The organism is Streptomyces sp. NPDC091649 (assembly GCF_044756785.1).
Lineage (GTDB): Bacteria > Actinomycetota > Actinomycetes > Streptomycetales > Streptomycetaceae > Streptomyces.
This window is the reverse complement of record NZ_JBIVTR010000018.1, coordinates 118,448-142,583: the sequence shown is the minus strand read 5'-3', so window position 1 is coordinate 142,583 and position 24,136 is coordinate 118,448. Positions and strand designations below refer to the sequence as shown.

20 protein-coding genes and 1 pseudogene are annotated in these 24,136 nt (G+C 71.5%); 7 read left to right on the top strand and 14 right to left on the bottom strand.

The genetic code is table 11. The features are described 5' to 3' along the window. Positions 1–50 precede the first annotated feature (50 nt). From ACIQMU_RS26170 to ACIQMU_RS26160, 3 genes are read right to left on the bottom strand one after another with little or no spacing between them, the layout of a single operon-like run. The gene (locus ACIQMU_RS26170; RefSeq protein WP_402689826.1) at positions 51–986 is read right to left on the bottom strand and encodes a MerR family transcriptional regulator; all 936 of its coding nucleotides are present in this window, start codon (positions 984–986) and stop codon (positions 51–53) included. Next, positions 983–2,755, bottom strand: a complete 1,773-nt coding sequence (locus tag ACIQMU_RS26165) for an SDR family oxidoreductase (protein ID WP_402689825.1) — start codon at positions 2,753–2,755, stop codon at positions 983–985. The genes ACIQMU_RS26170 and ACIQMU_RS26165 overlap by 4 nt, the downstream gene beginning before the upstream one ends. Continuing rightward, positions 2,752–3,612, bottom strand: a complete 861-nt coding sequence (locus tag ACIQMU_RS26160; protein WP_352239167.1) for a M24 family metallopeptidase — start codon at positions 3,610–3,612, stop codon at positions 2,752–2,754. The genes ACIQMU_RS26165 and ACIQMU_RS26160 overlap by 4 nt, the downstream gene beginning before the upstream one ends. A gap of 303 nt (positions 3,613–3,915) precedes the next feature. Here ACIQMU_RS26160 and ACIQMU_RS26155 point away from each other — a divergent pair, with 303 nt between their 5' ends. From ACIQMU_RS26155 to ACIQMU_RS26135, 5 genes and pseudogenes are all read left to right on the top strand, one after another. Then, complete coding sequence (locus ACIQMU_RS26155) at positions 3,916–4,914, top strand: ABC transporter ATP-binding protein (protein WP_352239423.1); 999 nt, start codon at positions 3,916–3,918, stop codon at positions 4,912–4,914. Next, the gene (locus tag ACIQMU_RS26150) at positions 4,904–5,812 is read left to right on the top strand and encodes an ABC transporter permease (protein ID WP_352239166.1); all 909 of its coding nucleotides are present in this window, start codon (positions 4,904–4,906) and stop codon (positions 5,810–5,812) included. Before ACIQMU_RS26155 ends, ACIQMU_RS26150 begins: the two co-directional genes overlap by 11 nt. After that, positions 5,809–6,720, top strand: a complete 912-nt coding sequence (locus ACIQMU_RS26145) for an ABC transporter ATP-binding protein (protein WP_352239165.1) — start codon at positions 5,809–5,811, stop codon at positions 6,718–6,720. The genes ACIQMU_RS26150 and ACIQMU_RS26145 overlap by 4 nt, the downstream gene beginning before the upstream one ends. Before the next feature lie 30 nt (positions 6,721–6,750). Further along, entirely contained in the window at positions 6,751–7,470 is a 720-nt protein-coding gene (locus ACIQMU_RS26140; protein ID WP_352239164.1) for an ABC transporter permease, read from the top strand. A gap of 303 nt (positions 7,471–7,773) precedes the next feature. Beyond that, positions 7,774–8,467 (top strand): annotated as a pseudogene (locus ACIQMU_RS26135) (hypothetical protein). Between the two features lie 63 nt (positions 8,468–8,530). Here the strand turns inward: ACIQMU_RS26135 and ACIQMU_RS26130 are convergent. From ACIQMU_RS26130 to ACIQMU_RS26090, 9 genes are all read right to left on the bottom strand, one after another. Continuing rightward, positions 8,531–9,346 carry an HAD family hydrolase gene (locus tag ACIQMU_RS26130; protein WP_402689824.1) on the bottom strand — a complete coding sequence of 272 codons (816 nt, stop codon included), beginning with the start codon at positions 9,344–9,346 and terminating at the stop codon, positions 8,531–8,533. Further along, positions 9,343–10,620, bottom strand: a complete 1,278-nt coding sequence (gene serS / locus ACIQMU_RS26125; protein WP_352239161.1) for a serine--tRNA ligase — start codon at positions 10,618–10,620, stop codon at positions 9,343–9,345. The genes ACIQMU_RS26130 and serS overlap by 4 nt, the downstream gene beginning before the upstream one ends. Positions 10,621–11,255: 635 nt before the next feature. Then, a complete protein-coding gene (gene pheA / locus ACIQMU_RS26120) occupies positions 11,256–12,191 on the bottom strand; it encodes a prephenate dehydratase (RefSeq protein WP_352239160.1) in 936 nt (311 codons plus the stop codon). 93 nt (positions 12,192–12,284) lie between these two features. Then, complete coding sequence (gene efeB, locus ACIQMU_RS26115; RefSeq protein WP_402689823.1) at positions 12,285–13,631, bottom strand: iron uptake transporter deferrochelatase/peroxidase subunit; 1,347 nt, start codon at positions 13,629–13,631, stop codon at positions 12,285–12,287. A 5-nt stretch (positions 13,632–13,636) separates the two neighbouring features. Continuing rightward, positions 13,637–15,616, bottom strand: a complete 1,980-nt coding sequence (locus ACIQMU_RS26110; RefSeq protein ID WP_402689822.1) for a copper resistance CopC/CopD family protein — start codon at positions 15,614–15,616, stop codon at positions 13,637–13,639. 12 nt (positions 15,617–15,628) lie between these two features. Continuing rightward, entirely contained in the window at positions 15,629–16,075 is a 447-nt protein-coding gene (locus tag ACIQMU_RS26105; protein ID WP_352239157.1) for a copper chaperone PCu(A)C, read from the bottom strand. Then, the gene (locus tag ACIQMU_RS26100; protein WP_352239156.1) at positions 16,072–16,725 is read right to left on the bottom strand and encodes an SCO family protein; all 654 of its coding nucleotides are present in this window, start codon (positions 16,723–16,725) and stop codon (positions 16,072–16,074) included. Before ACIQMU_RS26100 ends, ACIQMU_RS26105 begins: the two co-directional genes overlap by 4 nt. A 44-nt stretch (positions 16,726–16,769) precedes the next feature. After that, complete coding sequence (locus tag ACIQMU_RS26095; protein ID WP_402689821.1) at positions 16,770–17,516, bottom strand: YcnI family protein; 747 nt, start codon at positions 17,514–17,516, stop codon at positions 16,770–16,772. A gap of 147 nt (positions 17,517–17,663) precedes the next feature. Then, on the bottom strand, positions 17,664–18,518 hold the full coding sequence (locus ACIQMU_RS26090; protein WP_402689820.1) for a hypothetical protein: 855 nt from the start codon (positions 18,516–18,518) through the stop codon (positions 17,664–17,666). 321 nt (positions 18,519–18,839) lie between these two features. Here ACIQMU_RS26090 and ACIQMU_RS26085 point away from each other — a divergent pair, with 321 nt between their 5' ends. Continuing rightward, complete coding sequence (locus ACIQMU_RS26085) at positions 18,840–19,334, top strand: ATP-binding protein (protein ID WP_352239153.1); 495 nt, start codon at positions 18,840–18,842, stop codon at positions 19,332–19,334. Between the two features lie 36 nt (positions 19,335–19,370). On the opposite strand, the gene ACIQMU_RS26080 is transcribed toward ACIQMU_RS26085, so the two are convergent. Both ACIQMU_RS26080 and ACIQMU_RS26075 read right to left on the bottom strand, forming a co-directional pair. Beyond that, positions 19,371–20,852: an aminopeptidase P family protein gene (locus tag ACIQMU_RS26080; protein ID WP_352239152.1), complete on the bottom strand. Its 1,482-nt coding sequence runs from the start codon at positions 20,850–20,852 to the stop codon at positions 19,371–19,373. Positions 20,853–21,103: 251 nt separating this feature from the next. Continuing rightward, on the bottom strand, positions 21,104–22,603 hold the full coding sequence (locus ACIQMU_RS26075) for a PP2C family protein-serine/threonine phosphatase (RefSeq protein WP_402689819.1): 1,500 nt from the start codon (positions 22,601–22,603) through the stop codon (positions 21,104–21,106). Positions 22,604–23,222: 619 nt separating this feature from the next. Between ACIQMU_RS26075 and ACIQMU_RS26070 the strand changes: the two genes are divergently transcribed. After that, positions 23,223–23,966, top strand: coding sequence for a bifunctional DNA primase/polymerase (locus ACIQMU_RS26070; RefSeq protein WP_402689818.1), 744 nt, complete (start codon positions 23,223–23,225; stop codon positions 23,964–23,966). The last annotated feature ends 170 nt before the right edge of the window (positions 23,967–24,136 follow it).

Below are 24,136 nucleotides of genomic sequence, written 5' to 3'. Positions count from 1 at the left end.
GATGACGGCTCTGTGGACAACTCGACCTGGCTTCAGTGGCTTTCGCGTATTCAGCTGTCTTCCGCGTGAGTTGCCGCCAGGCCGTCCAAGGTCCTTGCCTGCACCTCTCGTTCGGCTGCCGCCGACACGAAGGCGGCCACCCGCTCCGCACCGACCAGCGCGCGCACGGCCCGAGTCGTGCGCGCCGGGAGCAGCACGGGAACGAGGCGGCTCGCTCCCTCGGCCGTCTCGGCCCCCTTCGGGCCGAGGTGGTGGTCCAGGTGACGGGTGGCGAACGTCCGCATGGCACGCGCCAGTTCGGCGTCCACCGTCTGCTGCGCGAGGGGCCTCAGGCGGCGTACCAGCGATGCCGCCTCGCCGGCATCGGCGTCCGTGGGCGGCCGATGACCGAGGTAGCGGGCGAAGACGTGCTCGGTGGTGAACTCCAGGAAGCGGGACGCTATGTGCTCCACCTGGCCGCGCAACTCCCTCAGGTGGCCGGAGATGGCGGACAGCGGCACCCCGGCGGCGTGCAACTCGACGGCCACAGCCAGCTCCTGCGGGCTGGGGACGAGGAACTCGTCGACCTGGCCGGGCACGCGCTCCAGGATGCCGAGCTCCACCGCCTCGGCGACGGCCTCGTCGTCCTGCCGGCCGCCGAACTTCGCGTCCAGCTCCCGGCGGCTGATCCGGTCGGCCTGCTCGTCCGTCCACGGGCCGTGCACCTCCGCGACGAGACCCAGCACCCCGCCGAGCCCGCGCCCCGCGTCCCACGCCTCCAGCAGCTCCTTGATGCTGGCCAGGGTGTAGCCGCGGTCGAGCAGGTCCGCGATCTGCCGCAGCCGGGCCAGATGGGTCTCCCGGTAGACATTGGCCCGTCCACGCCGCTCGGGCGTGGGCAGCAGCCCCCGGTCCTGATAGGCGCGGATGGTGCGAACCGTGGCCCCGCTGGCGTGCGCCAGGTCCTCGATCCGGTACTGGGCGGCCCCCGCCCCCGCCCCGGTCACAGCGGGGGCGTGAGCCGGGCGACGGAGCGAAGGGCCCCGGGGCTCAGCCGGGACAGCAGCCGGGCGCCGCGCGCCTCCGGGGTCACCGGTACCACGGCCTGGTTGCGCACGACCGCCCGCAGGATCGCGTCGGCGACCCTCGTAGGCGGATAGTTGCGCCGCCCGTAGAGCCTGCTCGTGCGCTTTTGCAGCCGCTTCTCCTCCGCCGTGTCGGCCCCCGCGAACCGCGCGGTGGCGGTGATGTTCGTGTTGACGATGCCGGGGCATATCGCGCTCACCCCGATCGACTTCTCCGCGAGCTCGGCGCGCAGGCATTCGCTGAGCATCAGCACGGCCGCCTTGGACGTGCTGTACGCGGGCAGGGCTCGGGAGGGCTGGAAGGCGGCGGCCGACGCCGTGTTGACGATGTGGCCGCCCTGGCCGCGGTCCGCCATCTGCTTGCCGAAGATCCGGCAGCCGTGGACGACCCCCCACAGATTGACGTCGAGGACCTTCTTCCACTCCTCGCTCGTGGTCTCCAGGAAGGGACCGGAGAGTCCGATCCCGGCGTTGTTGACCAGGACGTCGACGATGCCGTATTCGGCGGCGACCCGGGCGGCGAGCTTCTCCATCGCGGCCTCGTCACCGACGTCGGCCGTCTCGCCCCAGGCCGCCGGCGCTCCGATCAGCCGGGCCATCTCCGCGGTCCGGGCTGCTCCCTCCGCGTCCCGGTCCACGGCCACGACCCGGGCGCCCGCCTCGGCGAACGCGAACGCCGTGGCCCGCCCGATCCCCGAGGCCGCCCCCGTCACCAGGACCAGCTGACCGCCGAACCGCTGTGCGTAGGGGCCCTGCGCCAGGGGCTGCCGCACGGGTGCGCCGTCCCGCCCGGCGGATTCGTTCGCGGTGACGAACTCGTTGATCCAGGAGGCCAGCTGGTCCGGCCGGGTACGGGGCACCCAGTGCTTGGCCGGCAGCGATCGGCGTACCAGCGCGGGGACCCAGTCCTCCAGACCGTCGTAGAGCCGCTCGGAGAGGAAGGAGTCCCCGGTCGGTGTGATCAGCAGGACCGGCGCGTGGGCGTAGGCGTCCGCGCGGGGCCTGCGCAGCCGGGCGCGGACGTTGTCGCGGTAGAGCCAGGCGCCGTGTGCCGCGTCGTCGGGCAGGGAGGCGGTGGGGTAGTCGTCCGCGGGCACCCGCTCCAGCCGCTCCAGGATCCGGGGCCACCGCTTCCCGAGCGGCCCGCGCCAGGCGAGCTCCGGCAGGACCGGGGTGTGGAGCATGTACACGTACCAGGATTTCGCGCCCTGGCCGAGGAGCTGGCCGACCCGGCGCGGGGTGGGGCGGGTCATCCGGCGCTTGATCCAGTGCCCGAAGTGGTCCAGGGACGGCCCCGACATCGAGGTGAAGGAGGCGATCCGGCCCTCGGTCCGGGCGACCGTGACGAACTCCCACGCCTGGACGGACCCCCAGTCGTGACCCACGACGTGCACCGGCCGGTCCGGGCTGACCGTGTCGATCACGGCGAGGAAGTCGTCGGTCAGCTTCTCCAGGGTGAAGCCGCCGCGCAGCGGTTTCGGGGCGGTGGACCGGCCGTGCCCCCGCACGTCGTACAGCACCACGTGCCAGTGTTCCGCCAGTCGCACGGCGACCTTCGACCAGACCTCCTTGCTGTCCGGATAGCCGTGGACCAGCACCACGGTCGGCCGGCCCGCGTCGCCCAGCTCGGCGACGCACAGCTCGACGCCGCCTGTGGACACGCGTCGCTCACGCGCTTGGGACAGATTCACGCCGCCACCTTCTCCTCGGCCCAGCGCCGCACGTGCGGCAGATCGTCGTCCAGCCAGAAGGCGCTCTGCTCCGGATCCCTGGAGTCGGTGACGACCAGGATCTCCTCGAACTTCGCGCCCGTACCCCGGAATCCGAGGTGGGGTTCGACCGCCCACAGGCCCGGCCGCGGCGGGTGGTCGGAGAAGCGGTAGGGGCTCCACAGCGGTGACCAGCCGTCCCGATGGCCGTGCAGGGCGTCACTCACCAGCCCTCTGAGCGACCGGGCGCCGAATCCGAACACCGTCGGCGACCAACGGCCTTCGGGAACGCGGTCGACCTTGTGGGCGATCACGCCGAAGGGGTAGGCCCGGTGCCGGTTCGCGTATCCCTGTGCGGTCATGAGGCGTTCGACGTCCTCGTAGATCTCGCGCAGCGAACGGCGCTCGCGCACCTCCCGCAGGATCAGCTCGCGGTGGGCCTCCAGATCGGCCAGCAGCCTGTCGTGCAGCGGATTGAGGCCGAGGCACCCCGCATACCCGACGTCGGCCGTGAACCCCTGGTACACCGGGGCCATGTCGAGGATGAAGGGCATGCCCGGCTCCAGCCTCCGGTCGGTCGGGAAGAACTGCAGGGGCACCTTGAACCCGGCGAACGCCGTACGGTCCCCGAACCAGGCGAACGGGAGGTGGAACCAGTCCCGCACACCGCGCTCGCGCAGCCACCCGCGCTGCATCCGGGCCGCCTCGCGCTCGGTCACCCCCGACCGCAGCTGACCGGCGACCGCCTCCGCGCAGGCGTAGGCCAGCCGCTGGACCTCCCTGAACCCCCGCAGCTCCGGGGCCTTTTGGTGCCGCACTGCCGAAGTGATGCCGGTCATGCCACCGTCCGTTCCCTGCCGTGTGCGGTACGCGTCCGTAACGTGACACTGATGAATGTGACAATGTCCAACGGCTGCGTCAAGGGGGCTGCACCGCCTGTGGACAACCCCGGTCGGCCGCCTGTGGACAACGGCGCGGACGCTCCCCGTCCCGGGGTTCGGGCACCGGCCCGCACGCAGTCCCCTACGGGCGCGTACGCCTGGAGTCTGACCCGGATCCAGCCGTCAGGGCTGACGACCCCTGTGGTCCGCGCCACTAACGTCGTTTCCGTGACAGCCGTTATCGCTACCGAAGCCCTGAGCATGCGGTTCCCCCGGGTGACCGCACTCGACCGGCTCACGTTGGACATCGGACCGGGTGTGACCGGTCTGGTGGGTTCCAACGGAGCCGGCAAGTCCACACTGATCAAGATCCTGCTGGGTCTCTCCCCCGCCACCGAGGGCCGGGCCGCAGTGCTCGGGCTCGACGTAGCGACCAGCGGGGCCGCCATCCGGGAACGGGTGGGGTACATGCCCGAGCACGACTGCCTGCCGCCCGACGTCTCGGCCACCGAGTTCGTCGTGCACATGGCTCGTATGTCGGGACTCCCGCCGACGGCCGCCCGGGAGCGCACCGCGGACACCCTGCGCCACGTCGGCCTCTACGAGGAGCGCTACCGCCCGATCGGCGGCTATTCGACCGGCATGAAACAGCGGGTGAAGCTGGCCCAGGCCCTGGTCCACGACCCTCAGCTGGTCCTGCTCGACGAGCCGACCAACGGCCTGGACCCCGTCGGCCGTGACGAGATGCTCGGCCTGATCCGCCGGATCCACACCGACTTCGGCATCTCCGTGCTGGTGACCTCGCACCTCCTGGGCGAGCTGGAACGCACCTGCGACCACGTGGTCGTCATCGACGGCGGAACCCTCCTGCGCTCCAGCTCCACCAGCGACTTCACCCAGACCACCGCGACCCTCGCGGTCGAGGTGACCGACAGCGACGCCCACCCCGACGGCACCGGCGCGCTGCGCACGGTCCTCACCGACGCCGGGGTCACGCTCATCGGCCACGACGGGATCGACACCGAGGGGCTGCCGGGCGCGGGCCACATCCTGCTGATCGAGGCGGTGGGGGAGGACACGTACGACCTGGTCCGCGACAGCGTCGCCGGGCTCGGGCTCGGCCTGGTCCGCATGGAGCAGCGCCGCCACCACATCGCCGAGGTCTTCCGTACCGAACAGGACGCGGCGCACACCGCCCCGGCCGCGGCCGCCACCGCCGGGGCCGTACAGCAGAAGGGAAGCGGTCGCGATGAGCACTGAGACCGGGACCGCGGCCGGGCGCGACGCCTCCCGCATCCACAACATCGGCTACCGCTCCTACGACGGACCGCGGCTCGGCCGGGCCTACGCCCGCCGCTCCCTGTTCTCGCAGACCCTGCGGGGCTCCTTCGGACTGGGCCGTTCCGCCAAGTCCAAGGTGCTGCCCATGCTGCTGTTCGGCGTGATGGCGCTGGTCGCGGCAATCCTGGTGGCGGTCTCCATGGCCGCGCCGGACAGCACCAAGCTGGTGGTCGAGTACACCTCGTACGCGATCTACCTCCAGGCCGTCATCGGCCTCTTCATCGCCGCCCAGGCACCGCAGGCGGTATCCAGGGACCTCCGCTTCAAAAGCGTCCCCCTGTACTTCTCGCGGCCCATCGAGCGAGCCGACTACGTGCTGGCGAAGTTCGCCGCCACCGCCTCCGCGCTCTTCATCCTCACCGGTGCGCCGCTGCTCGTCCTCTATGTCGGCTCGCTGCTCGCGAAGTTCGACTTCGCCGATCAGACCAAGTGGTTCGGCCAGGGGCTGGTGTCGGTGGCGCTGCTGTCCGTGCTGTTCGCCGGGCTCGGCCTCGTGATGGCCGCCCTGACCCCCCGTCGCGGCTTCGGCGTCGCCGCGGTGATCGCCCTCCTGACCATCACCTACGGCGCCGTCTCCACGGTCCAGGCCATCGCCTGGGAGACCGGTTCGGACGGGGCCGTGCAGTGGCTCGGCCTGTTCTCGCCGATCACGCTGATCGACGGCGTCCAGACCGCGTTCCTCGGCGCGACCTCCGCCTTCCCCGGAGGGGAAGGCCCGGGGGCCGGGACCGGCGTGGTCTACCTGCTCGTTGTTCTCGCGCTCGTCGCCGGCTCGTACGCCGTCCTCATGCGCCGCTACCGGAAGGTCGGGCTGTGACCACCATCGAGATCGACCACACCTCGCGCTGGTTCGGCAACGTGGTCGCCGTCAACGACGTCTCCATGACCGTGGCGCCCGGCGTCACCGGACTCCTCGGCCCGAACGGAGCCGGAAAGTCCACCCTCATCAACATGATGGGCGGATTCCTCGCCCCCTCGACGGGGAAGGTCACGCTCGACGGCCGGCCGATCTGGCGCAACGAGGCGGTCTACAAGGAGATCGGCATCGTCCCGGAGCGGGAGGGGATGTACGACTTCCTCACCGGCAGGGAGTTCGTCGTCGCCAACGCCGAACTCCACGGCCTGGGCGGGGCCGAGGCGCGGAAGGCGCTCGCCACGGTCCAGATGGAGTACGCGCAGGACCGCAAGATCTCCACGTACAGCAAGGGGATGCGCCAGCGGGTGAAGATGGCGTCCGCGCTGGTCCACGAGCCCTCGGTGCTGCTCCTGGACGAGCCGTTCAACGGGATGGACCCGCGCCAGCGGATGCAGCTGATGGAACTGCTGCGGCGGATGGGGGACGAGGGACGCACGGTCCTGTTCTCCTCCCACATCCTCGAAGAGGTCGAGCAGCTGGCCTCGCACATCGAGGTGGTCGTGGCGGGCCGGCACGCCGCGTCCGGCGACTTCCGGAGGATCCGCCGGCTGATGACGGACCGGCCGCACCGCTACCTGGTCCGCTCCAGCGACGACCGGGCCCTGGCGGCCGCGCTGATCGCCGACCCGTCCACGGCGGGCATCGAGGTCGACCTGACCGAGAAGGCGCTGCGCATCCAGGCCGTCGACTTCGGGCGGTTCACCGAACTGCTGCCGAGGGTGGCCCGTGAGCAGGGCATCCGGCTGCTCACCGTCTCACCGTCCGACGAGTCCCTCGAATCGGTCTTTTCCTACCTCGTAGCGGCCTGAGTAGTGGCCTGAAAGGAGCTGTGCACCGTCATGTACGACCCCACAGTCGCCCGGCTCACCTACCGGGCCCTGCTCGGCCGGCGCCGGGCCGCCATCCTGTTCGTCCTGCCCGCACTGCTGCTGATGATCGCGGCCGCCGTGCGCATGTTCGCCGGAGCCGATGACCAGGTCGCCGCGAACGTCCTCGGCGGCTTCGCCATCGCCACGATGGTGCCGCTGATCGGCGTGATCGCGGGCACCGGGGCGATCGGCCCCGAGATCGACGACGGCTCGATCGTCTACCTGCTCTCCAAGCCCGTGAAGCGGCCCACGATCATCTTCACCAAGCTGATCGTGGCCATCGCGGTGACCATGGTGTTCTCCGCGCTGCCGACGTTCCTCGCGGGCCTGATCCTCAATGGCAACGGCCAGCAGATCGCCATCGCCTACACGATCGCGGCGCTGGTCGCCTCGATCGCGTACAGCGCGCTGTTCCTGCTGCTCGGCACGGTCAGCCGGCACGCGGTCGTCCTCGGCCTGGTCTACGCCCTGGTCTGGGAGGCCCTCTTCGGCAGCCTGGTGGCCGGTGCGCGGACGCTCAGCGTCCAGCAGTGGTCCCTGGCTGTCGCCCAGAAGGTCGCGGGCGAGGGCGCGGTGACCTCGGAGGTCGGGCTGCCGCTCGCCACGGTCCTGCTGGTCGCGGTCACGGTCGTCGCCACCTGGTACGCCGGCCAGAAGCTGCGGGCGCTGAAGCTGGCGGGCGAGGAGTGAGCCTTCCGGCCTGAGCCTCCGCGCGCGTCGACGACCCCCGCCCTTTCGGACATGGGCGGGGGTCGTCGTATGAGCAGACAGATGTGCGCGTGACCGTACGTTTATCGGGTCGTTGGGCAGGCTGCGTGGAGGCAACTGGAATCCGTGGCGTCGTAGCGATCGTGAGATCGGGGAATGCCGGCACCGGGTGAGGCCCAGCCCACCGGACCGGTCGTCGAGTGAGTGGCAACCGTGAGCGTCCTCCACCCCTGAAGCCCGGGGTGTGGGCCGTCCTCGTCATTCCCTCGTACGAAAGGCACACCCATGCCCTCGGAAGTCGCCCTGCTCGAATCGCGCGCGCTGCGCGGGGAGCAGATGGGGCGCGTCGACGTCCTCGACAAGGTGAAGAGCCTGGTCATGCTCCCGGACGGAATTCACGTTCGCACAGAGGACGTGGCTCGCTACTTCGAAGTATCCACAGAGGCCGTGAAGAAGGTGACCCAGCGGCACCGGGCGGAGGTCGAGGAGAACGGTCTCATTCTGCTGCGAGGCTCTGAGCTGCGTCTCTTCCATAGGGACATGTTGTCCCTATGGGAGGGGGCGGGAGTGGAAAGTTATCCACAGGCGGCGACGCAGTTGACCCTTTACACCCACCGCACGGTCCTCAACATCGCCATGCTTCTTCGCGACAGCGACATCGCCCGATGTGCGTACGTACCTCCTCGACGCCGAGGAGTCGCTGCGCACGCAGTACGCCTCCCTCGACCGGCGCGTCACGCGCATCGAGAGCTGCCTCACCGGCGTCGGCAGTGCGCTGCAGGAGCTGGGGCCGGTGCTGGTGCGCATGTCGGAGCGGCTCGACAGTCTGGACCGCAAGGTGGAGCTGACGCACCAGGTGGTCGGGGCGATGAGCCTGCGGCTCACCGATGTGCGGCAGGACGTCGCGCGCCTGGACGGACGGCTGGACTCCTTCGCCCGGCAGCTGAAGGATCTGCGCCGCCGTAGCGGGCAGCGCTGAGACCGGCGGCCCGGGACCGCGGGAAACGGTGCCGGGCCGCTGTCGAGCTGCCAGGTGGGCGTCCTACTGCACGGGTGCCGCGCGGAGCAGTTCCTCCAGCACCAGCGCGATGCCGTCGTTCTCGTTGGACGCGGTGATCTCGTGGGCGACGGCCTTGAGGTCGTCGTGGGCGTTGGCCATGGCCACGCCGTGGTGGGCCCAGCCGAACATCGGGATGTCGTTCGGCATGTCGCCGAAGGCGATCGTGTCGGCCGCCTTCACGCCGAGCCGGCGGGCGGCCAGCGAGAGGCCGGTCGCCTTGCTCAGGCCCAGCGGCAGGATCTCGACCACCCCGGCCCCGGCCATGACCACGTCGACCAGGCTGCCCACGGCCGCCCGCGCGGCGAAGGCCAGCGCGTCGTCGTCCAGCTCCGGATGCTGTATGTAGACCTTGTTGAGAGGGGCGGTCCACATCTCGGCGGCGTCGTCCACGAAGACGTACGGCAGCGGCCCCTCCTGCACCCGGTAGCCGGGGCCCACCAGGACCTCGCCGTCCAGCCCGTCGCGGCTGGCCGCCAGGTGCAGCGGACCGACCTCCGCCTCGATCTTGGACAGCGCGAGACCGGCGAGCTGCCGGTCCAGGGTCAGGGAGGTGAGCAGCTTGTGCTCGCCCGCGTGGTAGACCTGCGCGCCCTGACCGCAGACCGCGAGCCCCTCGTAACCGAGGTCGTCCAGGATGTGCCGGGTCCAGGGGACCGCGCGTCCGGTGACGATGATGTGCGCGGCGCCGGCCGCCGTGGCGGCGGCCAGGGCATCGCGGGTGCGCTCGGAGACCGTGTCGTCCTCGCGCAGGAGCGTGCCGTCGAGGTCGGTCGCGACGAGCTTGTAGGGGAAGGTCACTTGGCGACCGGTTCCAGGACCTCGCGCCCGCCCAGGTACGGACGGAGCACCTCGGGCACCCGGACCGAACCGTCGGGGAGCTGGTGGTTCTCCAGGATCGCCACGATCGTGCGCGGTACGGCGCAGAGCGTGCCGTTCAGCGTGGCCAGCGGCTGGACCTTCTTGCCCTCGCGCATCCGGACGGACAGGCGGCGGGCCTGGAAGCCGTCGCAGTTCGAGGCCGAGGTCAGCTCGCGGTACTTCCCCTGGGTCGGGATCCACGCCTCGCAGTCGAACTTGCGCGAGGCCGAGGCGCCGAGGTCACCGGTGGCGACGTCGATCACCTGGAAGGGCAGTTCGAGACCGGTGAGCCACTGCTTCTCCCAGTCCAGGAGCCTGCGGTGCTCGGCCTCGGCGTCGGCCGGGTCGACGTACGAGAACATCTCGACCTTGTCGAACTGGTGAACGCGGAAGATGCCGCGGGTGTCCTTGCCGTACGTGCCGGCCTCGCGGCGGAAGCACGGGGAGAACCCGGCGTACCGCAGGGGCAGCTTGTCGGCGTCGATGATCTCGTCCATGTGGTACGCGGCGAGGGGGACCTCGGAGGTGCCGACCAGGTAGTAGTCGTCCTTCTCCAGGTGGTACACGTTCTCCGACGCCTGGCCGAGGAAGCCGGTGCCCTCCATGGCGCGGGGGCGGACCAGCGCGGGGGTCAGCATCGGTACGAAGCCGGCCTCGGTGGCCTGTGCGATCGCCGCGTTGACGAGGGCGAGCTCCAGGAGCGCGCCGACGCCGGTGAGGTAGTAGAAGCGCGAGCCGGAGACCTTGGCCCCGCGCTCCATGTCGATGGCGCCGAGCGCCTCGCCGAGTTCCAGGTGGTCCTTGGGCTCGAAGCCCTCGGCGCCGAAGTCCCGGACGGTGCCGTGCGTCTCCAGGACGACGAAGTCCTCCTCGCCGCCGACCGGCACGTCCTCATGGACGATGTTGCCGAGCTGGAGAAGCAGCCGCTTGGCTTCCGCGTCGGCCTCGTCCTGGGCGGCGTCGGCGGCCCTGACGTCGGCCTTGAGCTGTTCGGCCTTCTTGAGGAGTTCGGCGCGCTCCTCGGGGGTGGCCTTGGGGATCAGCTTGCCGAGCGACTTCTGTTCGGCGCGGAGTTCGTCGAAGCGGACGCCGGACGACCTGCGCAGCTCGTCGGCGGAGAGCAGGGCGTCGACGAGGGCGACGTCCTCTCCACGGGCGCGCTGGGAGGCGCGAACACGGTCGGGGTCCTCACGGAGCTGGCGAAGGTCAATCACCCCTCCAGGCTACCGGTGCGCGGTTCTCGCACTCGAACCGATATTGCCGAGCGTGTCACTATGACCGAATTGCCGGGATTGATATTCCTGAGGGGGAATCGCGGGTGGCGTTGGGATCGGAGAGCGGGGTGGGGGCGATAGTGGCGGTTGACTCCCCTGAACAGGGCAGAAGGTGCGGCCCGCCTTGACGCACCGGCCTTGAGCGGGGCGGTAGTTGGGGGCGGGTCGGTCGACGTTGTCCACAGGGGGTTAGTTTTCGGAATAGTTATCCACAGGCTGTGTGGAAGTTCTGTGGATGCCGGAGGGCATTGTTCCGGAACTCGGACGAAGTGCCGCGCAATCCCCGCCCAAACCCCTTCGGCGTGCTCGTTCGGGTGGGAATTCGTCGGCCCAATGGGTTGATCAAGAGAATTGAAGGGACGCGGGCGCCTCGTGCCGCCTCGTGCCGCTGTGGACGGCTCCGGGGTGACTGGGTTGATTTGTCGACGATGTCGTATTGGCGTGTCGACTTGTCCCCAGGTCGAGGGGTTGCCTGTGGATAACTCTCCGGAGTGCGTGACTATCTGTAGATCGCACTGCTGCGGAGCGCGCGGAAGCCCCCAGGGGCTGCACACAGGAGCTCTCCCGCGTCTCCGTCAGATCCGGCCGTCCTGGCTGCGGGCCAGCCAGTCGGAGGCTTCCGTGAACGCGGCGTCCGAGGTGCCCGCTCGCAGCGGCCGTACCTCGTCCGGGGAGACACCCGCCCTCGGGTACGAGCCGAGGAACCGCACCTTCGGACTGATCCGCTTCAGTCCCATCAGGGCCTCGCCGACCCGCCGGTCCGCGATGTGTCCCTCGGCGTCCACGGCGAAGCAGTAGTTCCCGATGCCCTGGCCGGTGGGACGGGACTGGATCAGCATCAGGTTGACACCGCGCACGGCGAACTCCTGGAGCAGCTCCAACAGGGCGCCGGGATGGTCGTCGCCCAGCCAGATCACCACGGACGTCTTGTCGGCACCCGTCGGTGCGGAGGGCCGGGCGGGCCGGCCCACCAGGACGAAGCGGGTCTGGGCGTTCTCCGCGTCGTGGATCTCCGTCACCAGCGGCTCCAGGCCGTAGGTGGCGGCGGCGAACTCCCCGGCGAACGCGGCGTCGTACCGCCCCTCCTGGACCAGCCGTGCCCCGTCCGCGTTGGACGCCGCCGACTCCCACAGGGCCCCCGGGAGGTGGGCCGCCATCCAGTTGCGCACCTGCGGCTGGGCGGCCGGGTGCGCGGTGACCGTCTTGATGTCCGACAGCTTGGTCCCGGGCCGCACCAGGAGCGCGAAGGTGATGGAGAGCAGCACCTCGCGGTAGATCATCAGCGGTTCCCCGCCGGCCAGCTCGTCCAGCGTCGCGGTGATGCCGCCCTCGACGGAGTTCTCGATCGGCACGAGCGCCGCCGCGGCCTCGCCGCCGCGTACGGCGTCCAGGGCGGCCGGCACCGACACCATCGGGACGAGTTCCCGGGTGGCGGCTTCCGGGAGCGTGCGGAGGGCGACCTCGGTGAAGGTGCCCTCGGGGCCGAGATAGGCGTAGCGCGTGGCTGACATACGGTCACCCTAATGCGCCCCGTGAGGTGCGCCGCGCTGTCTCGGAATGCGGTCGGGAGTGGGTGCGCGGGCCGCGACGGGCCGCGCGGGTTCCTACGACTCCAGAAGCCGCTGTCCCACGTACTCGCCCTCCGCCGCCCCGCCCGGCACCGCGAAAACCCCGCTCGCCTCGTGCCGGAGGAACGGCGACAGCGCGTCGCCCCGGTCGAGCTTGCGCTGCACCGGCACGAACCCGCGGAACGGGTCCGCCTGCCAGCAGATGAAGAGGAGCCCGGCATCCGGAGCACCGTCCTCCGCGATGCCGTCGTGGTACGAGAACGGACGACGCAGCATGGCGGCCCCGCCGTTCTTCTCGGGCGAGGAGATCCGGGCGTGGGCGTTGTCGGGGATCACGAGCCTGCCGTCCGGACCCGACTTGTCGAGGTCCATCTCGGTCGTCTCGGTCCCCCCACTCAGGGGCGCCCCGTCCGCCTTGCGCCGCCCGATGACCCGCTCCTGGCGGTCCACCGGAAGCTTCTCCCAGTCGTCCAGGAGCATCCTGATCCGGCGGACGACGGCGTACGAACCGCCCTCCATCCACTCCTGCGGCTTTCCGGGGGACGCCGGGACGAAGACGCGCCGGTCGAAGTCCTCGTCGGTCGGCTTCGGGTTGCCGGTCCCGTCGATCTGGCCCATCAGGTTGCGGGCGGTCATCGGACGGGCCGTGGCGCCGGGCGTGCGGTTGAAGCCGTTCATCTGCCACCGCACCCGTACGGTGCCCGCGCCCTCCTTCTGGACGGCCCGTAGCGCGTGGAAGGCGACCAGCGCGTCGTCCGCGCCGATCTGCACCCACAGGTCGCCGTTCGAGCGCTTGGCGTCGAGGGCGTCGGCGGAGAACGCGGGCAGCGGGTCGAGCGCGGCGGGCAGGCGGTCGGTCAGACCCGTACGCGCGAAGAACGTACGGCCGAAGCCGAAGGTGACGGTCAGGGACGAGGGCCCCGCGTCCAGGGCGATCCCGGTGTCGTGCCCGGGGCCGTCCGTCCCGCCCGTCGAGGGGCGGCCCGCCATCAGCTCCGTCGCCACGGCTGACCAGCGGCGCAGCAGCGCCGCCGCTTCCTTGCGCCCCGCGCCCGCCGCCAGGTCGAAGGCGACGAGATGGCCCCTGGCCTGAAGCGGAGTGGTGATCCCCGGTTGATGTTTCCCGTGAAACATCGCCTCGGTCGCCCCGACCGTCGTCAGCGCGACCGGTTCCTCCGGGCGGGTGGCGGCATATCCGGCGGCCCCGCCCCCGGCGCCCAGCACCAGTCCCGTGGCGCCCGCGGCACCCGCCGTGCCCAGCAGCCGCCGCCGCGATACGCCGGGGCCGCCGGTGCTGTCGTGCCCCGAGGAGCCGCTGGTGCCGCTGCCCGGAGAGCCGGTGATAGCGGTCTCGTCCGGGGCCTGCTTCTTGGTCTTGCTCACCGTGCTCAGCCGATCTTCGCGTTCTCGTTGATGGTGACCTGGTCGATGTCCGACGTCCGCACTGTCACGTCGACCTTCCAGTCCCCGGCCATCGGGATCCGTACCCCGCTCGCCGACCAGTGCCCCTCGGCCAGCCGGTCCGGCACGACCGGCAGCGGGCCGATGTCCTTCGCCTCCAGGGTGAGGGCCAGTCTCAGCTCGGGGACGTCCATGGGCTCGCCGTCGCTGCCGTCGATCCACACGTGCAGATCGTTGGAGCCGGTGCGGCCGGGTTCGAGGTCGACACGGACGGTGCCCTTGCCGTTCCGGCCGCCGGTGTCGAACGGCATGCTCAGGTTGACCGGGCCGCCCGCGGCGGGTGCGGTCGCCGCCGTGGCACCGCCCGCGGCCTCCTCCTCCGTGCGCCCCGGTTCGGTGGACGTCAGCATGGTGGTGACGGCCAGCAGGACGACGGCGACGGTGGCCTCTGCCAGGACCGAGCGGCGCAGCCCGGAGCGCTCCGGGTCGGCGTCCCGTATCCGCTTCTTCTTCGTCGCGGTCAGGAGGGCCCGCTGACGGGCCAGTTGCGCGGCACGCTCGGGGGCGACGCCGTCGGATGCCTCCACCGACGACGGTGCGGCGTCCTCTTCGGCCCCGGCGTTCTCCGCCGCTTCGTTCTCCTCCCCATTCTTCGCGGAGGCGGAGGCGGAGGCGGCGGCGGAGGCGGAGGTGGAGGCGGCGGTGTCCGTCAGCCGTCCCGTCCAGCGCCGGGAGAACCAGGCGACGGCGAGCAGGACGGCGATCAGCGCCACCTTCAGGATCAGCAGCTGCCCGTAGCGTGTCCCGGTCAGCGCCGACCAGGAGCCGACCTGCCGCCAGGACTGGTAGACCCCGGTCGCCGCCAGGACCACGACACTGACGAACGCGACCGCGGAGAAGCGCCGGACCGCGGCGCTCCCGATGTCCGGGGCGCGGTACAGCGCCATCAGGAGCGCGGCGAGTCCGCCCAGCCAGGCGGCGACGGCCAGCAGGTGCAGGACGTCCACCGGCATGGCGATGCCCGTCTGGATGCCGGTCGAGGCGTGCTCGGACATCGCCCAGGTGGCGGCGATGCCCGCCGCGACCACTCCGCCCCCGACGGCGAGGCCGAAGGTGAGGTCCTTTTTCTCCTGCTCGTCCTCGCGCTGGGCGTATGTGCCGAACAGTACGGCGATGAACAGGGCGGCGGCCCCGAGCAGCAGCAGCCGGGAGACGAGGGCGGCGCCGGGCTTGGTGTCCAGGACGGACTGGAGCCCGGTGAGGTCGAAGGCGTCGGCGAACTTGCCGCTGCCGGTGTACGGGTGGCGCAGCAGCAGCATCGCCAGGGTCGCCGCGGTCAGCGTGAGCCAGCCCCGGACCACGAGCCGCTGCATCGGCGGCACGGCCGCGCCGCGCCGCCAGCAGGTCAGGACGAACGCGCTGCCGCCGACGAGCACGACGAATCCGCCGTACGCGGCGTAGCGCGCGATGTCGTAGACGAGGCCGACCGGGCCGCCGCCGGCCGCCCGGGAGGGCACGGCCACCGTGGTCTCGGACGGGGCCCCGATGGAGAACGTGAAGGCGCCGGAGATCGGATGGCTGTCGGCGGAGACGGCCTGCCAGGCCACCGTGTAGGTGCCGTCCGGCAGTCCGGAGTGGAGTGCGACGCCGTACCGGACGGTGCCGCCCGCCGACAGGTCGCGCGGTCCGGCCTCGGTGTCCGCGCGCTTGCCGCTGGGGTCGAGGACCCGGATGGAGTCGTCGCCCACGGCGATGGTCTCGGAGAAGCTGAGGGTGACCTCCTCGGGCGCGGTGTCCACCACCGCCCCGTCCTGCGGATCGCTCCCGGTGAGGGCGGCGTGCGCGGACGCCGGGCCCGCGCCGGCCAGCAGCAGCCCGAACACCAGGCTGACCAGCGCGGCGAGGAGCGCGGCGGCGACGGACCGTCGTATCGGGGAGGTGCCGGAGTACGGGGCGGCGGCAGACATCGGTTCAGTCCCTCACTGCTTCTTCGGGTTGTGGGTGGTTTCCTTCACCGGCAGGTCGACCGTGATCGGGTCGGCCTTCTCGAAGTGCAGCTCGACGGAGACCTTCTCGCCCTGCTTGGGCTTCTGCTTGAGCTTCATGAACATGATGTGGTTGCCACCGCGTTCGAGGTCCAGTTCGCCGTTGGCGGGCACCTCGAAGGAGGAGACCTCGCGCATTTTCTGGTCTTTCGTCGCGTGGATCGTGACGTCGTCGGAGAGCGGACTGGTCACCGAGGTGAGCCGGTCTCCCGTGCCGCCCTTGTTCTGGACGACGAGGAAACCGGCGGCCATGTCGCTGACGGGCTGCGGCATGAACCCACCGACGACCTTCAGCTCAGGCTCGCTCCCCGACGAGCACCCGGCCAGCGTCAGCCCCGTGGTGAGGGCGAGGACGCCGGCGAGGGCTGCCCGGTGGTTCACGGAGCCTCACCCTTGATCAGCTTGGGGAGGTCCCTCGTGTACTCCTCGGCGGTGGTGTCCTCGCCGTACAGCACATAGCCCTTGTCCGTCTTCGGGGAGAAGGCGATGACCTGGGCGCCGTGCATCGAGACGACGGTCCCGTCCTTCTCCTTCTTCGGCGCGTCGATGCCGATGCCGATCTGCCGCGCCCCGGCCTGGATGGCCGGGAAGTCGCCGGTGAGACCAGTGAAGGAGGGGTCCTGGGCGGAGAGCCACTTGCCGAGCGAGGCGGGGGTGTCGCGCTCGGGGTCGGTGGTGACGAACACGACCTGGAGCTTTTCCTGGTCGGCCTTGGACAGCTCCCGCTTGGCGAGGGAGATGTTGCTCATGGTCAGCGGGCAGACGTCGGGGCAGTTGGTGTAGCCGAAGTAGATCAGCGTCGGCTTGCCCTTGGTCGCTTCGCGGAGGTCGTACTCCTTGCCGTGGGTGTCGGTGAGGACGAGGTCCGGCTTGGTGAACGGCTGGTCGAGGACGGTCGCGGCCTTGTCCGGTGCGGCGCTGACGTCGGCGACGGGCGAGTCCGCCTTGTCGTCACCGGTGCCGCAGGCGGAGAGGGCCAGCGCGGCCGCGGCGGCGAACGCCACGGCCGTCACTGCTTTTCTGGTGCGCATGAGAGGGGTTTCCTGAACGTGGTGCGGGTGATGGAACCGGCGGGTCAGGCCGAGCGGCGGCGTCCGGCGAGCACGCCGAACGCGACGCCCCCGATGCCGATGACGATGCCGATGATGCCCAGCGTGCGGGCGGTGGTGTCGCTGGAGGAGGAGAACGCGGCGGTCCTGGTCTCCTTGGACGACGCTTCGGCGCCGGCGGCCTGGTGGTCGTCGGCCTTCTCCGCGTCGCCGGCCGCGCCCCCGTGGTGGTCCTCGGAGGCGGCGGTCAGCTTCAGGACCGGGGCCGGGCTGTCGGGCTCGTCGCCACCTGCCGTGGGCTCCTCGATCCAGCGGACGACTTCCTTGTTGTCGTACGTCTGGACCGCCTTGAAGACGAGCTGGTCGGCGTCCTCGGGCAGCGCGCCCACGGAGACCGGGAACTGCTGGAAGTAGCCGGGGGCGATCTCTCCCTCGTCAGCCGTCCAGGTCACCTTGGACACGGCCTCGGTGATCTTCTTGCCGTGCACCTCGAGCGGCTTGTCGAGCGTGCTCCTGTCGATCGTGATCTTCCAGCCGGGGACGGCCTGCGGGGTGACGGACGACAGCGGGTGCTCGGCCGGGAAGCTGACCTCGAGCTTCACCGTCGATGCCTGGTCGCGTTCGTTGGGGACCTTGAAGTTGAGCGTGGCGTAGCCGCCCTTGGCGGCCTCGCCCACCGGCTGGACGCTGACGTGGGCGGCGGCCGGGCCGGCGACCAGCAGGACGGTGGACGCGGCGGCGGCGCCGGCGAGGGCGATACGGGAAAGCTTCATGGCGGGAATCTCCACGGGGATGCGGAACACGGTGGTCCGGCGCGCGGGTGCGCGGCGGCGGCACGACACCTCGTGGTCCGGTCCCGTGGGAGTGCGTGCACATCGACGTGCACGGACGGGCCCGCGGTGGTGGGCGGAGGCGTCGCGTCAGGCTGCGAGGGCGTACGGGGGCGGAGGCCCGCGCCTGATCACCAGGTGCTGCAGAGGGTCCCCGACGGCCGGTATCGGTACGTCGTGGGAGTAGCGCGGAACGCGCGGCCCCGCCATGAGCTGCTCGCGCTCCCCGGCCCGCAGCGCGCGGACGAGGGCGAGCGCGGCCCGCAGGGACCGCAGCCGGGCGCCGGCCGCGAGCGCCTGGGCGCTGTGGGCGGAGAGCCGGGCCAGCCCGAAGAGGGCGATCTCGCCGCGCCGCAGCAGCCAGCCGGTGGCGAGCGCGACGAGGACGTGGGCCAGGAACATCGGCAGGCTCGGCATCAGCGCGGACACCGCGGCGCAGACCGCCGCGATGCCGGATCCGCCGTCCCCGCCCTCCGGCCCGGCGGCCGGGGCCATTCCGGCCGCGAGATGGCCGTGGCCCTGCGCGAGCGTCGACGGGTTGATGCCCGCGTCGGAGACGATGCGGTGGGCGTCGGCCGTGTTCAGCCGGTCCGGTCCGGCGCCGCACACCAGGCCGGCGGCGAACCGGATGAGCGTGTTGTCGCCGCCCGGAGGTGCGGCGGCGGCCGGGGCGCCGCCGTGGCCGCCGTACGCGAAGAGCATGTGCAGGAGGGCCTGCCCGCCGGCCAGCGCGCCCACGATCGACGGAAGGGTGCGTTCCCGTCCGGCGAGGACCGTGGCGGCGGCGAGGACGCCGAGGAATCCGGCGAGCAGCGTCCACGCCGGGACGGCCGATCCGGCGGCGAACGCGTGTCCGGCCGCGGACAGCGCGACGCAGGCCGCGGTGAACACCGCGGCCCTCATGAGCCGCAGACCGGCTCCGGCGCGTGCGAGAGGCGTGGACATGGCCGGGACATCATCGCACTGCACCCCCCTGCGCGGTTCGGCAGGTCCGGAAGATCAGGCTCCGTCCGCAACCGTGCTTGTTGCGCCTGTTCGCGGGGGATGTACGGACCGGGGAGCGGACGAAGCGGGCCATGGGCGCGTCCTCGCGACCCGCGCCGAGGGCGTACGCCCCCCGTGACCTGCGGTCGACCGGAGCCATACACCGGGCGGCCGAATATCCGCATCCGCCGAACGAGGGCTCTCCCACCCGGTCCGTGCTTACGAAGTGCCGAGGGCGGCAATACGTATCGATACGTCGAGCCGCAGCCAGGAGGCTGAAAGATGAGCATCTGGTGGTCTCTTCATTTGCGGCGCGAAGCTGCGAGCGTTCCACTCGCCCGTCGTTTTCTGCTCGGCACCATGGAAACCGCAGGGGTGGATCCGGACATCTCCTTCGACCTGTCGGTCGCGCTCAGCGAAGCCTGTGCGAACGCCGTCGAACACGGCGGCGAGCGGACGGCTCCGGGGGAGCCGGTGGACACCGGGTACGGACGCCCTGCCGCGGACTCCGGGCAGTACCGGGTCACGGCCTATCTGGACGGTGAGAAATGCCGTATCGAGGTCAGCGACTCGGGGCCGGGCTTTCCCGCCCGGCGCGCGCTTCGTCCAGCCGCCCATTCCCCTTCTCCGCACGACGAAGCCGAGAGCGGCCGGGGTCTCGACCTCATCCAGCAGCTCTCCGACCACGTCCAGTTCGGCAACCGGCCGGGCCGAGGCGCGGTGGTGAGCTTCGACAAGGTCCTGAAATGGCGCGAGGGCGCGCTGCTCACGGTGTAGTGAGCAGCGCGCCCTCGCGCGCGTGCGGGGGTGGGTTCAGCCCTTCAGCCGCGCCATCCACGCCTCGACCTCGTCCGAGCGGCGGGGCAGCGTGTCGGAGAGGTTCTGGTTGCCGTCCTCGGTGACGAGGATGTCGTCCTCGATCCGGACGCCGATGCCCCGGTACTCCTCGGGCACGGTCAGGTCGTCGGCCTGGAAGTAGAGGCCGGGCTCGACCGTCAGGCAGACGCCCGGCTCCAGCGTGCCGTTGACGTACGCCTCGGTGCGCGCGGCGGCGCAGTCGTGGACGTCCATGCCCAGCATGTGGCCCGTGCCGTGGAGGGTCCAGCGGCGCTGGAGGCCCAGCTCCAGGACCTTGTCCACGGAGAGGTCGCCGAGCAGGCCCCACTCGACGAGCTTCTCGGCGAGCACGCGCTGCGCGGCGTCGTGGAAGTCGCGGAAGTCGGCGCCGGGCTTCACGGCGGCGATGCCCGCCTCCTGGGCCTCGTACACCGCGTCGTAGATCTTCCGCTGGAGCGGCGTGAACGTGCCGTTGATCGGCAGGGTGCGCGTCACGTCGGCGGTGTAGAGCTCGTTGGTCTCGACCCCGGCGTCCAGCAGCAGCAGCTCGCCCGCGCGGACGGCGCCGTCGTTGCGGACCCAGTGCAGGGTGGTGGCGTGCGGGCCGGCGGCGCAGATCGAGCCGTAGCCGATGTCGTTGCCCTCGATGCGGGCGCGCAGGAAGAACGTGCCCTCGATGAAGCGCTCGCTCGTCGCCTCGGCCTTGTCCAGGCTCTTCACGACGTCCTCGAAGCCGCGCGCGGTGGCGTCGCACGCCTTCCGCAACTCGGCGATCTCGAAGGCGTCCTTCACCAGGCGGGCCTCGGAGAGGTAGACGCGCAGCTCCTCGTCGCGCTCCGCGGTGACCTTGTCGGTGAGGGCGGCCTCGATGCCGGCGTCGTGGCCGCGGACACTCCGGATCGGGCCGGTGGCCTCGGCCAGGGCGGCGGCCAGCTCGCGGACGTCCTTCGCGGGGATGCCGAGCAGCTGCTCGGCCTCGGTGAGGGAGTTCCGGCGGCCGACCCACAGCTCGCCCTGGCCGTCGAGCCAGAACTCGCCGTTCTCGCGGTTGGAGCGCGGCAGCAGGTAGACCGTCGCCTCGTGACCGCTGTCGCCCGTCGGCTCCAGGACGAGTACGCCGTCCTGGGTCTGGTCACCGGTGAGGTACGCGTACTCGGTGGAGGCGCGGAAGGCGTACTCGGTGTCATTGGAGCGGGTCTTCAGGTTGCCCGCGGGGATGACCAGACGCTCGCCGGGGAAGCGGGCGGAGAGCGCCGCGCGCCGGGCGGCGGTGTGCTCGGCCTGGGCGATCGGCTGGAGGCCGCGCAGCTCCGTGTCGGCCCAGCCCGACTTCATGTTCTCGGCGAGCTCGTCGGAGACGCCCGGGTACAGGCCGTTCTTCCGCTGCTTGACCGGCTCTGCCGCTTCGTTCTCTTCGGTCTCCTGCTCCGGGTTCTCCGGAATGAGCTCCTCGGACACGATTTGTCTCTCCTTGATACGACACTGGACCATCACCCATCGTACGGGCGTACGGAAGGGGGCCCAGGGTCGAAGGGCCTGTTACCGCGGAGGCCGTCACCGGGTTCGGTCGCGGGAGCCGTCGACCGCGACCGGGGCCGGCCGGGACCGGGGTGACGCCGCCGAGGACGCCGGCCGCGTGAGGCGTCGGACGCGGTGGGCGTCGGCCGGAGCGGCGGTCGGCCGGAGCGGTGGCCGACCGGGAGGGCCGGTCAGTCGAAGTGGGCGGCGAGGATCACGACGTCCTCGGCCGAATCGCTCCGGTCCAGGCCGCCGGGCAGCATCGTGCGCAGGATGTGGTCGGCCACGGCCGCCGGATCGTGCCGGTCCCGCTTCGGTACGGAGGCGGCGGCGGAGTGCAGCCGGGCGAAAGCGCGGTCCATCGTGTCCCCCGTGCGGCGCAGCAGGCCGTCCGTGTAGAGCAGCACCGTTTCGCCTGGCGCGGGGCTGAGCTCCACGCTCGGCGCCTCCCAGCAGGCGAGCATCCCCAGCGGGGCGGAGAGCGTGGTCTCGACGAACTCGCAGCGCCGCTCGCCGAGCACCAGCGGCGGGGTGTGCCCGGCCCCGGCCAGCACCACCTTGCGCGCGGCCGGCTCGCAGTAGGCGAAGAGGGCGGTCGCGGTCCGCGCGGGTTCGGTGAGCCGCAGCAGCAGCTCCAGGTCGGAGAGGACGGCGACGGGGTCCTCTCCCTCCATCACGGCGTACGCCCGCAGGCTGGCGCGCAGTCGGCCCATGGCGGCCATCGCGCTCGGCCCGGAGCCGCCCACGGAGCCGACCGCGAGGCCGAGCGTGCGGTCGGGCAGCGGCAGCGCGTCGTACCAGTCGCCCCCGCCGCGGGGGCCGGTGCGGTGCCGGGCGGCGAGCCGGACGCCGGGGATCCGGGGCAGCCGGCTGGGCAGCAGCTCCTCGGCGACGGCGGCGACATCCGCGCGGGCGCGCTCCAGCTCGATCAGGCGGGCGAGGTGCTCGGCGGCGTAGCGCGCGTAGAGACCGGCGAGATGGCGCTGCTTCTGTGCGGGCTCGGCCGGTTCGTCGTAGAGCCAGACGGCCGCGCCGAGCCGGCCGGCCGCGTCGGAGGAGAGAGGCAGGGCGTAACTGGCGGCGTAGCCCAGCCGGAGGGCGACCTCGCGGTGCCGGGGGTCCAGGTCCGGCTCGTCGAGCAGATCGGGGGTGATGACCCCGTCGGCCGTGTCCGGCAGGCCGTCGAGGACGCGGCCGAGGGCGGTGGACGCGCGCGGAACGGTCTCGATGTGCCCGATCTCCGCGCGGCCGAGGCCGAGGCCGAGGCCGAGGCCGAGGATGGCGGAGGGGCCTTCGCCGTTCGCCGGTTCCAGAACGAGAAGTCCGCGACGGGCGCCGACGAGGGCGGCTCCGGCGCGCAGCAGTTCGTTGAGGGCCTCGTCGAGGGTGCTCGTCCCGGCCAGCCGCTCGGTGAGTTCGTGGAGGGTCGTGAGGTCCGAGACCCAGCCGGCCAGCCGGTCCTGGAGGAAGGCTCCGGGCGGCCCCGGGACCTCCCTCAGAGGAGCGGGAGTGTGCGTCGAAACCGGAACCTCAGGATCGATTCCAGCCACTTTCGGCAGGTGTGGGGCGCTCATGGCAGCCAGCTTTCCGACCGGTGTGATTCGTCGAATAGCATCGCAAACCCCCATGTGATTCTGCGCCACTATCAATGCATCCACATGTACACGCACAAGTAACCCGATGTCCAGCATTGTCCCCTTCGGGGGCCGGGCGATTCGCGCCCTCCCAGTGTCGGTCAACTTGGCTGAAAAGTGCACCCTATGAACGCTATTCGCGATCGACTGGGGCTGCTTCACAGGGGTGCCTCCGGGGTCACATCGCCGGAGGAGCGTCATCCGGGGCATGCTGGGTACCTAAACGGTGGCGCGCGGGTGCGGTGATGATCGACCAGGAACCCGGCAGCGGGTACGGGCGTCCTTACCCGTGACGGTGACGCCCCGCCCGGACGACGGGGTTCGCACCAGGGACGGCAGGCGAGGCGCACGCCACCCTCGCACGGCGGTCGTCGGCCCGGCTCGGCCCGCTCGGTTCGGCCCGCTCGACCCCGCCAGGGAGAACGACTCCGCTCGGCCAGTTCGGCCCCGTTCGGTACGACCCGCTCGACTCTGCTCGGTTCGGCTCTGTTCCACCCAAGATCGGTTCTATTCGGACCGGTTCCACTCGGCTCGGCTCGGCTCACGCTCGGCATCGACGGCACGCCCGTACCGCAGAACTGATGAGCACGAACGCACAGCGAAGAGATACGCACGTGGTGTCACGCACGCGTGGTGTCATGTGGACTCGGCGTTCAACGGAAAGGAACGAGCGCTCATGCGCGAGATCCTCGGAAGGCGACGCAGGCTCCGGCTCCGGCGCAAGGAGGGGGCCGCCCGGCTCGACGCGGCCCTGACCTGCGCCACCGTATGGCAATGGCCCGTGCTCCCCGGAGTGGGGACGGCGCAGGCCGCCCCGCGCGGCGAGAGCGGCGGCCTCGGCTGCGCCTGCCCCGAACCCGACTGCGCCGTACCCGGCGCACACCCCCTCGACCCCGGCCTGCTGGCGGCCACCACGGACGAGCGCATGGTGCGCTGGTGGTGGACCCACCGGCCGGCCGCCCCCGTCATGCTGGCCACCGGGGGCCGCGCGCCCTGCGCGGTGAGCCTGCCCGCGGTTGCCGGGGCCAGAGCGCTCAGCGCCCTCGACCTCCTCGGCATGCGGCTCGGCCCCGTGGTGGCGACGCCCACCCGGTGGTCGCTGCTGGTGGCCCCGTACACCCTGGAACGGCTCGGCGAGCTGCTGTACGCCAAGGACTGGGTGCCCAGCTCGCTCCGGTTCCACGGCGAGGGCGGCTACCTCGTCCTGCCCCCGTCCCGGATCGGCGCGGGCCAGGTCCGCTGGGAGCGGCCCCCCGCGCCGGCGGAAGCCTCCTCGACTGCCCCGGTGCCCCGCAGGCGGGCGAAGGGCGGGCGTCCCGCGCCCGCGGCCCCCTGGCTTCCGGACGTCGAAGCCGTCCTGGACGCCTTGGTCGAGTCGAGCACCGGCGCCCCGGGCGGCGGCAGCCGGCTCGCCTACTGACACGGCGCACGGGGCGCGCGGCCCCGGGGACGCGCCCGGCTCTCGAAGCCGTCCGGGCCGTACCGGGCCCGCCGTTCCCCGGTGCCCTGTGCCCTGAGCCCCGCGCGTCCCCTGCGCCGGCGTGCGCTCCGTCGCCGGGGTCGCCGTCCCGTCCGTCCGGAACCCCGCCG

Bases quoted from the DNA above. Each gene is read 5' to 3' on its own strand.
- ACIQMU_RS26140 (WP_352239164.1), top strand. From the start codon at position 6,751: ATGTACGACCCCACAGTCGCCCGGCTCACCTACCGGGCCCTGCTCGGC.
- ACIQMU_RS26160 (WP_352239167.1), bottom strand. From the start codon at position 3,612: ATGACCGGCATCACTTCGGCAGTGCGGCACCAAAAGGCCCCGGAGCTG.
- ACIQMU_RS26075 (WP_402689819.1), bottom strand. From the start codon at position 22,603: ATGCTGGACATCGGGTTACTTGTGCGTGTACATGTGGATGCATTGATA.
- ACIQMU_RS26150 (WP_352239166.1), top strand. From the start codon at position 4,904: ATGAGCACTGAGACCGGGACCGCGGCCGGGCGCGACGCCTCCCGCATC.
- ACIQMU_RS26100 (WP_352239156.1), bottom strand. From the start codon at position 16,725: ATGCGCACCAGAAAAGCAGTGACGGCCGTGGCGTTCGCCGCCGCGGCC.
- ACIQMU_RS26095 (WP_402689821.1), bottom strand. From the start codon at position 17,516: ATGAAGCTTTCCCGTATCGCCCTCGCCGGCGCCGCCGCCGCGTCCACC.
- pheA (WP_352239160.1), bottom strand. From the start codon at position 12,191: ATGTCAGCCACGCGCTACGCCTATCTCGGCCCCGAGGGCACCTTCACC.
- ACIQMU_RS26155 (WP_352239423.1), top strand. From the start codon at position 3,916: ATGCGGTTCCCCCGGGTGACCGCACTCGACCGGCTCACGTTGGACATC.
- ACIQMU_RS26110 (WP_402689822.1), bottom strand. From the start codon at position 15,616: ATGTCTGCCGCCGCCCCGTACTCCGGCACCTCCCCGATACGACGGTCC.
- ACIQMU_RS26085 (WP_352239153.1), top strand. From the start codon at position 18,840: ATGAGCATCTGGTGGTCTCTTCATTTGCGGCGCGAAGCTGCGAGCGTT.
- ACIQMU_RS26090 (WP_402689820.1), bottom strand. From the start codon at position 18,518: ATGTCCACGCCTCTCGCACGCGCCGGAGCCGGTCTGCGGCTCATGAGG.
- ACIQMU_RS26070 (WP_402689818.1), top strand. From the start codon at position 23,223: ATGCGCGAGATCCTCGGAAGGCGACGCAGGCTCCGGCTCCGGCGCAAG.